The following is a 9,727-nucleotide window of genomic DNA, read 5'->3' as shown; positions in this document are numbered from 1 at the left end:
GAACATACATTATTACATCAAATTAAACAAAATAACGAGAAAAAGTATCGTTTTTAAGATATTTAGTTAAAAACTTGAATAATATTAAATAATATCGTTCATTATATGAGGTTTTAGTTGAATGCATACTATATGATGTGTAAAATCTAAGCAAGTAGGTTAGAATACTGCTTGCAAATGGCAGTATAAATAATTATTTGAGGTGAATACATGCTAGATTTTAAACAATTAGAAATTTGTTTGAAAGAAAAGAGATTTGTAGATGGATTACATGAGATAAATAATGAAATTGCACATATAAAAGAAACGAATAAGTTATCATACGTGAAGAACTGGCTTTCTAACGTCTCGTCACCCAAGGAGTTTGATACATTAATTCGTCTTGCTGATGAAGGTTTGATGCATCAATATAGCTCCTTTTTAATTCGGTATACGTATAAAAAATTCCCAAATATGAGAACGCTCTCTTTATATTGTGATGAGTTAATTGATGAGCGTAAAATTCTTGATGCTGAACAATTGTTAAAAGATTCTTTGGAAGAGGTAAATGAAGAGGAAACTGATGCGGATGTTTTAACGAAAGCATATTTTACGTTAGTTAGATGTTTGTTAGATATGAAGCGAAATGAAGAGGCCTATGCCTATATGCAAAAGGCGGAAAAGTATAGTACACGTGCAGTTTTTGATAAATGGGGTTACTTATATATACAGACTGGTGAGTGGGAGAAGGCAGAGGAACAACTTTTATCCGGTCAGCAGCATAAAGATTGTGAAGAGTTAGCTACGTACTTATTGGCGCAATTATATGCATATAAAGGTGAACAGCAGCGAGCATTACAACTCATTAATGATGCGATTGCAAAGTTCCCTCAAGTACCATATTTCTATTTTGAAAAAGTAAAATATTTATTAGATTTAGAGCGCTATGAAGAAATGTTAGCGGTAATAGATAAAATTAATCATATGCTTCCGCATCATGCATATACAACTTATTTTATACATTTACGTGCAGAAGCATTTTATAAAACGAATAGTATTCACGATTTGCAAGCACTATTGAAAAGTGAAAAGAGTTTGAAGAATTCTCTATATCATCATATAGAAAAAAATCCTGATGGAAAAAAGGTTCGTTTACCGATAGTTCCGGTTGTACAAAAGGATAACTATTGCGTTCCGACAAGTTTGGAAATGATGTTAGGGGTATGGGGAGAAAAACGTACGCAAGATGAAATTGCACAATATATTTTTGATGTAACAGGTTCTAAGTTTTCAGATACAGTTACATATATAGAAGAGCAAGGTTACGAATATCGTTATTTTCAAGGGAATGCGGAAAATTATAAGAGATTACTCAATCAAGGTATTCCCGTTTTATTAAGTATAGATATTGAGCACGCTTCCCATGTACAAGTGCTTTCTGGTTATGACGATGTACTGCAAGCTTTTTATATTCAAGATCCGAATTTCTTGGAACCGATTCTTGTGGAATATGATAAGTTGCAAGAAAAATATCGTTATACAGATTGTTTAGCTATTACGTTTATACCGAAAGATAGAATAGAACAACTTTCATTTTTAAATGAGGAAGAACACACTTATTATAAAACAATCTTTTCTCTTACAGATCATTTAGCTGAGCAAGATAAAGAGGGGATTGAAAAGTTAGTACTATTTTTAAAAGAAACAAGTGAAAATCCAAACACTTGGCTATATACGATTAAACATTTAGATGCTGAAGTAGATAAAGATTTTATTCAGCTTTGTATAGAAAAATTAATGGAAAAGTTTCCGAGCTCTGACTTTGTGAAATTGCATAGTGCACAGTGTTTTATTCGTCTGCAAGATATGGAAAAAGCAGGACATATGCTTCAAAGTGTGGAGAAGAAAAATAGTCAAGCGTTGTATCATCTTATAAATGGACGTTATTCTTTTGAGCAAGATAATTATGCAGAAGCGATTGCTAGTTTTCGTTCATCATTACAATTGGATGCAGATCAACCAGTTGCGTGGAGTTTCTTAGCATTATCATACATGTATATGGATCAATCCGAAAAGGGGCTAGAGTATTCTCTAACAGCTATAGAACGTAGCCCAGAAAGGTTTACACTTGTAAATCACGGTTTGATTTTAATAGATTTAGAACGATATGAAGAAGCATATGTATTCTTTAATGATTTATTAAAAGAATATAAGTATGAAGCGCACATATGGTATGAACGTGCAAGATGTGCTCAGCATTTAGGAAAAGTGTATTTGGCGGTAAAAGGACTTAAAGTAGCAATTCAATTAGATAAAACAGCAGCGTATTTATATACGAAGCTTTCGGAAATCTATGAATCAGATTTGGATGATGGGAATAATGCGAAGGAAATTTTATTACAAGGAATTCAATATTGTGAAGATCAGGCATCTTTATATGTTCGTTTAGGAGATGTGCATTTTCAAAATGATGAACTTGAAGAAGCGGAAACTATATATAAGCGTTCTTTAGAAGAAAATAATGAAGATGTATATGCCCATTTCGGTTTAACTCAAGTTTATATGGCAAAGGAACAATATGAGGATGCAAAAAACTATATTGTTAGTATTAATAAGCAATTTGAAGACAATCAAGATTTCCTTATGAATGCTGGCATGGTGCTATGGGATGCTGAAATTGCATTAGGTGGGGATGAAAAAGAGTTAAAACTTGCACTTTCTAAATTAGAGAGCGGTATACGAAGCGTATACGCTAATATAGCGAGCGTGTTGGATGAGTATGTAAATCGAATAAAAGACACAGCTTTTGTGCAACGAGGCATAGCGTTTTTAAGAACGTTAGAAAAAGAGAAAACGGAAGTAATTGAATACGGTTGTTACGCTGGTGTTTTATATGAATCTATTGGACAGTATGATCAAGCAATAAAACGGTATAATGATGCACTTAAGAAAAAACAGGATTCATTGCCGTATTTCCGAATCGGTGAAACATTCATGGCGTTAGGGCAATTTCAAGAAGCGAAGCATGCGTATGAAACATGTTTAGAAATGGATAAGAATTTCACAGGTGTACATGTGCAACTAGCAGAAATATATGAAAAAGAAGAAAATAGTTCTAAAGAACAAAGTCATATGGTCCAGGCAATGAAAGAAGAGCCTTTGCATATTAATATGGAATATTTGGCACAGCTTTCAGTAGATTTGAATCTTCATGAAGAATTGCTAGTTGAACTAGAACAATTAGCAGAAGAGGTACCAGAAATATGGCGTTTAGATGCAATTGCATATGTATATGGTGCGATGAATGAGGTAAATAAAGAAAAAGAATATATTGAATGCGCAATGAAAATAGATGAAGCGCATGTGGAAGTACTATATCATTATGCGAAAGTACTAGTTAAAAAGCAGAGTGCAGAAGCAATCGAAGTTGCGCTGAAAGTAATGCATAAAGATTTGGAAAGTGAACGTATATTTGGTGTGTACGTAAAAGCAATGGAACAACATAAAAAATTATCCCAAATACGAGACGTACTTCATACGCTAAAGGTGAAAAAAGCAGAAAGAAGTACAGCGTTTATGTATGCAGCTACTGCGGTTGCCGAAAGATTAGTAGAAAGGCAGCAAAATGAGCAACCAAAAAAATCTTTATTTACAAGAGCATTTTATCGCATGAAAAATCGTGCGAAGGAAATTTCAATGATTACAGTTATTATTGATTTATTTGAGATTTCCTTAAAGTTAAATCCGAAAAATAGTATGGCAGCGAAGCGTTTTGCACTATTTTACGAGAATGCAGCGATGAATAAAGAAGCGATAGAGGTATTACAAACATCGTTAGAACATAAGTGGGATTATGATGTAGCGAAGCAACTTGTAAATCTTTTCATTGAGTGTGAGGAAGAGGATATGTTACGAGATGCTTTGGAATTAACGAAACAAATGGTTCGAGAGCTACCGGATGATTATGATACTCTTCTTTTACAAGCGAGTGTATTATGTAAAACCGGAGAAGAAAGAAAAGCGGAGAAAATTTGCTTACAATTAATTGAGAAAACACCATTTGTAAGTAGAGGATTCCTTGCTTTAGCAGAATTATATCAAAGTCAAGAGAGGTATGAGGATACGATTCATTTATTAGAAGGTGCTTCTGTGCATCATCCGAATGAAACGGCAATTCTTCTTGCTTTAGCATCTTCGTATCATAAAGCTAGGCAAACGACAAAGGCAGAAGAAATAACAAGTGAAATATTAGCAATTGATGCTACTGACTTGTTAGCAAGATACGATCATGCTTGTTACTTAGCGTTATTAAATAGAAATGAAGAAGCGAAAGAAGAACTTGAAATTGTACTTCGTGAAGATGAAACAAGATTTTTCGCTGAACTTGCAGAGGAAGATGAAGATTTAGCAGGATTGCGAGAGTTTGAAAAGTAATTGTATAAGAATAGAGAAAAAGGGTATAAATAAAAATATATTTTGAATTAGTTGACAATTAATTGCCCAATGGCATAAAATAACTTTTAATAAAGTATACAAATCTGAAGACGAGAAAGAGTAAAATAGTGAGCTGTTCCCCAGAGAGCCGGTGTATTGCTGAAATCCGGTGTGCAGACGTTATTTGAAAATCATCTCCGAGGAGCCGTGGCTGAATAAAGTAAGCTCGGACGGATGTCTACCGTTACAAAGAACGCGTATGTTAGTACGTTGCTAAGTGCTATTAGTGAAAAGCTAATAGAATTAGGGTGGTAACGCGGGTAAACCCGTCCCTACTTCATAGGGACGGGTTTTTTGTGTGCTTTTTAAAAAATTCAAAGGAGTGATTGTACATGAAAAAAGTAGATGTCAAAGAGTCAGCTGTAGGGAGAGAAACACGTATTCGTAAGCAGTGGAACGAACAAAGTATTTTCGAGCAATCAATTCAGAATCGAGAAGGCGCACAATCTTTTGTGTTTTATGAAGGGCCACCAACTGCGAACGGATTACCACACGTCGGCCATGCACTTGGACGGGCGATTAAAGATTTAGTAGCGAGATATAAAACGATGGCTGGATATAAAGTTTTAAGAAAAGCCGGATGGGATACACATGGATTACCTGTAGAATTAGGCGTTGAAAAACAACTTGGTATTTCAGGTAAACATGAAATCGAAGAGTACGGCATTGAACCATTTATTCAAAAGTGTAAAGAAAGTGTATTCACATATGAGAAGCAGTGGCGTGAATTTACGGAGAGTATTGGATATTGGGTAGATATGGATGATCCGTACGTTACTTTAGAGAATCCATATATCGAAAGTGTATGGAATATTTTAGGGACGATTCATGAAAAAGGCTTGTTATATAAAGGGCATAGAGTTTCACCGTACTGCCCAAGCTGTCAAACATCTCTTAGTTCACATGAAGTTGCACAAGGATATAAAACAGTGAAAGATTTAAGCGCGACAGTTAAGTTTAAAGTGAAAGATAGTGAAGATGAATATTTCCTTGGATGGACGACAACACCGTGGACACTCCCAGCGAATGTTGCACTTGCCGTACATCCGAATATGGAATACGTTAAAGTGAAACAAGAAGGGTATGTGTACATTGTTGCGAAAGAACGTGTACAAGAAGTACTAAAAGAAAACTATGAACTACTATCTGTTCATAAAGGTGAAGAATTATTAAATACATCGTACACAGCACCGTTTCCGATGAAGGAAGTTACAAATGGATACCGTGTTATTGCGGCAGATTTTGTTACTGCAGATAGTGGTACAGGACTCGTTCATATCGCTCCAGCATATGGGGAGGACGATTATAAAGTCGTTCAAAGTGAAGGGTTATCGTTCTTACATGTTGTAGATGAAAAAGGTGAGTATACAGAAGCGGTACCATTTCTTGAAGGTAAGTTTGTAAAAGAATGTGACGTTGATATCGTTCGTTATTTAGCGAAGGAAGGTTTACTATATCATAAAGAAAAATATGAGCATAGCTATCCACATTGTTGGCGCTGTGATTCACCATTACTTTATTATGCAGGAGAAAGTTGGTTAATCCGAACAACTGAGATTAAAGAAACATTTTTACAAAATAATGATACTGTCACGTGGTATCCAGATCATATGAAACATGGACGCTTTGGTAAGTTTTTAGAAAATATGGTGGACTGGAATATTAGCCGAAATAGATATTGGGGAACACCGTTAAACGTATGGGAATGTGAAAGCTGTGATCATCAATTCGCACCGAAAAGCATTGCCGAATTAAGAAAGCATAGTACGAAAGAAACACCTGAAGATTTAGAATTGCATAAGCCATATGTGGATGAAGTAAAAGTATGCTGTGAAAAATGCGGAAGTACAATGAACCGTACACCAGAAGTAATTGATGTTTGGTTTGATAGTGGTTCCATGCCTTTTGCGCAATATCATTATCCGTTTGAAAATAAAGAGTTATTTGAAGAACAGTTTCCAGCAGATGTAATTGCGGAGGGAATTGATCAAACACGCGGCTGGTTTTATAGTTTATTAGCGGTATCGGCACTATATACAGGGAAAGTACCATATAAACGAGTATTATCACTTGGGCATGTTCTAGATGAAGAAGGACAGAAAATGTCTAAAAGTAAAGGTAACGCACTAGATCCTGTTGATTTAGTAGAGAAGTTTGGTGCCGACGCTCTAAGGTGGGCTCTACTCGTGGACAGTGCTCCGTGGAATGCGAAACGTTTTTCTGAAAGAACAGTACAAGAAGCGAAATCTAAATTTATAGATACGTTAGTCAATGTATATAGCTTCTATGTTTTATATGCAAGTTTAGATGAATATAATCCGAAAGAAAAGTATGAAGTTAAACGTACGAAATTAGATGAATGGGTGTTATCAAGATTGCATAGCACAACGAGAAAGGTAAGAACTGCACTTGATGATTATCAATTCACAAATGCAGCTCGTGAAATTGCAGCGCTTGTAGATGAAGTAAGTAACTGGTATGTAAGACGTTCACGCAATCGTTTTTGGGAATCTGGTATGAATCCTGAAAAAGCAGCTGCGTATGAAACACTTCATGAAGTGCTTGTAACCATTAGTAAATTAATCGCACCATTTACACCGTTTGTAGCTGAGGATATTCATCTGAATTTAGAAGGAAGCAGCGTTCATTTAGCAGATTATCCGGTTGTAAACGAATCACTTATCCAGCCTGAGTTAGAAGCGGAAATGGATGCTGTTTTACAAGTTGTTGAACTTGGAAGAAGTAATCGTAATCAACATTCATTAAAAGTAAAACAGCCGTTAGCAGAGCTTGTATTACTTGAGCATAACGAAAGTGATATGGATTGGGAATCTTATCGTGATATCGTAATGGATGAGCTAAATGTGAAAGCATTCCATGTTGAACTCGATGAATCGAAATACACATCATATCAATTAAAGCTGAATTTTAAAACAGCGGGACCGAAGTTTGGTAAAAATGTGAATGCAGTAAACGGGTGGTTAAAACAATTATCACAAGAAGAAGTACAAAACTTTGTATCTACAGAAAGAGCAGTTTACGAAGCAGCATCAGGAGATGAAGTAGTTGTAACGGCTGAAGATGTATTGATAGAGAAAATTGCGAAATCAGGATTCTCAAATACGACTAACGGACAATATACGGTTATGTTAGATACGAATGTAACTGAGGAATTGTTACAAGAAGGAGTAGCACGTGAATTTATTCGTGCAGTTCAAGAATATCGTAAGCAGTTGAATTTACCGGTTAATTTACGAGTGGATGTAATTCTTGATACAGAAGAAGAACTACAGCAAACATTAACGAGTCATAAAGATTTATTGGAAGAAAACTTACTCGTCAAGCAATTTACATTTGGTCACTTAACGAATGAGGACGATGAACTTTCTTTAGGTGAGACAAAAGTCCGAATTAAATTAAACGCGGCTAATTAAAGAAAAAAGGAAGTTGGAATGATTCCAACTTCCTTTTTGCATGCTAAGAGATTATCCGGCTAATTTTCTCATAATCCATTCGATAGGACCTCTAGGAAATTTCTTTCTCCATAACACGCTAAATAAAACACTGAAAATGAAAAATCCAGTAGCAAATAGTAAAACGAATAATAGTGTTTGATGTTCGATCCTATTTAATAGAATCAATAGCCCAATACCGATAAATACATGACTTACATAATGAGTTAATGTTAATTGACCGGTTTGTACAATGGATGTAATAAACCAATTCTTTTCATATTTTTCAGTAAGATGGAGGCAGATTATTAATATAGCAATAGCAGATCCTGTAGCGGATGCGACGTATAATATATTTGGTAAAATCGGTCCTGTATTAAATAAAAATGTAGATGCTTCCTCACCAATGTATGGGATGAAAAGGTGAGTTAACGCTTTGGATAATAGCTCTATAATTAACGTTACTGTTAAACCGAGCAAGAGCAATCTATGCCTAATTTGTCTATTATGAAGATCTAACCTGCCAATTATCATACCGATTAAGAAGAAAGAAAACCACGGAAAAATAGGGTGATAGCCATTAAAAAGTAAGTTGCGAAGAAATCCTTTTAAGGTCCAAAAGTCTATATAGTTTATAAATGGGATTGTGCCTCCCCATCCTTCGAAGGCGTTGAAAGTAAGTTGGAGATATTGTGCAGCAAGTAAAATAATGATAGAAAGCCATATTAGTATAGTTCTTCGTACAGTAATTAGTAATGCAGCGATGAAAAGGTAAACGCCGTAGTAGTGTAAAATATCACCCGTCCACTCCATTACATACAATAATAATCCTAAAATAAATAAGAATAGTGATCGTTTCCAAATCAATATTCGGCTGGTATTGATTTTTATTTTCTCTTGGCTAGCAACAGATGATTTAGTCATTAAAGTTATGCCAATCCCAGCAAGTATAACAAACAAGGCAGAAGCTCTACCTTCAAAAAGTGACATAAAGGTTTTTAACAGAGGAGGCCCATTTCCTTCCGCCCCTGTTATCACCATGAAATTAACTAGTAACATTCCAAACATCGCCCACGCTCTAGCAAAATCTAAGCCGATAATTCGTTTTTTAGTTTTTATATGAATCACTTCTTTCGAATATGCTGTGGACAGCTTCAATCCATATTTGTTTATAATTCATATTTACATCAAACATCATGAAGTTTCCGATATTATCAAGTACTAATGCCAACATATGAGCTTTTGAAACTAGATTTTTATTTTGAATGAGTTGAAGTTCATTTGCTTTTGTGAGCAGTGATTCAAATCCGTTTAAATATTCTGTTTGTACAGTTAGTAATCGATCTTTGTACATATCGTTTCTTGAAGATAGTAATACATATTCTTGTAATACACGATTAAAATAAGGTTCTTTCTGTTGTTCGTCTATCATTTTAAAGCCAATTTCAATACATTTCTCAATGAAATTCTCTTTCGTAAACTCTTCTGTATGGAAGAAAGAGGAGAACTGCATCGCTTCGCATAATTCATTGAAAATACTTTCGATTAATGCATCTTTAGATTTAAAGTAATAATAAATAGATGGCTTGGCGATACCAACTTCTTCAGCAATCATTGTATAGGTCGTTTTGGCAATGCCGTGTCTGGCAAATAGTCGATAACTTGCTCCAACTATGGAAGAGAGTGTTTCTTCACTTTTGCTCATGATAAGTCCTCCTAATAAAACAGGTTATATATAGTGTAGCATTCATCAGTAACTTTTTCAACCTATCGTTAGGTAAAAAAATCCTATTTTTCAATAC

At 34.9% G+C, this 9,727-nt stretch carries 4 protein-coding genes and 1 other annotated feature; of the genes, 2 read left to right on the top strand and 2 right to left on the bottom strand.

Translation table 11 applies throughout. The annotated features are described in order from the left end of the window. Nucleotides 1-210: 210 nt before the first annotated feature. Nucleotides 211-4,413 (top strand): tetratricopeptide repeat protein, encoded by a 4,203-nt coding sequence (locus tag AB3X48_RS13250; RefSeq protein WP_367959666.1) that lies wholly within the window; start codon nucleotides 211-213, stop codon nucleotides 4,411-4,413. 98 nt (nucleotides 4,414-4,511) lie between these two features. Beyond that, nucleotides 4,512-4,750 (top strand) — a binding site (T-box leader). 55 nt (nucleotides 4,751-4,805) lie between these two features. Next, complete coding sequence (gene ileS, locus AB3X48_RS13245) at nucleotides 4,806-7,907, top strand: isoleucine--tRNA ligase (RefSeq protein ID WP_088099022.1); 3,102 nt, start codon at nucleotides 4,806-4,808, stop codon at nucleotides 7,905-7,907. A gap of 51 nt (nucleotides 7,908-7,958) precedes the next feature. Here ileS and AB3X48_RS13240 read toward each other — a convergent pair whose 3' ends face one another. Together AB3X48_RS13240 and AB3X48_RS13235 are read right to left on the bottom strand one after the other, a co-directional pair. Continuing rightward, nucleotides 7,959-9,044 (bottom strand): DUF418 domain-containing protein, encoded by a 1,086-nt coding sequence (locus AB3X48_RS13240; RefSeq protein WP_367959668.1) that lies wholly within the window; start codon nucleotides 9,042-9,044, stop codon nucleotides 7,959-7,961. Continuing rightward, nucleotides 9,034-9,630 (bottom strand): TetR/AcrR family transcriptional regulator, encoded by a 597-nt coding sequence (locus tag AB3X48_RS13235; RefSeq protein WP_367959664.1) that lies wholly within the window; start codon nucleotides 9,628-9,630, stop codon nucleotides 9,034-9,036. Before AB3X48_RS13235 ends, AB3X48_RS13240 begins: the two co-directional genes overlap by 11 nt. Between the last annotated feature and the right edge of the window lie 97 nt (nucleotides 9,631-9,727).

The sequence above is a fragment of the Bacillus sp. S4 genome (assembly GCF_040838205.1).
Classification (GTDB): domain Bacteria; phylum Bacillota; class Bacilli; order Bacillales; family Bacillaceae_G; genus Bacillus_A; species Bacillus_A cereus_U.
The sequence above is the reverse complement of the archived record's forward strand: the minus strand, read 5'-3'. Positions and strand labels throughout refer to the sequence as shown.

What these genes read in the sequence shown, in the direction of transcription:
- ileS (WP_088099022.1), top strand. Translation starts at nt 4,806, where the DNA reads ATGAAAAAAGTAGATGTCAAAGAGTCAGCTGTAGGGAGAGAAACACGT.
- AB3X48_RS13250 (WP_367959666.1), top strand. Translation starts at nt 211, where the DNA reads ATGCTAGATTTTAAACAATTAGAAATTTGTTTGAAAGAAAAGAGATTT.
- AB3X48_RS13235 (WP_367959664.1), bottom strand. Translation starts at nt 9,630, where the DNA reads ATGAGCAAAAGTGAAGAAACACTCTCTTCCATAGTTGGAGCAAGTTAT.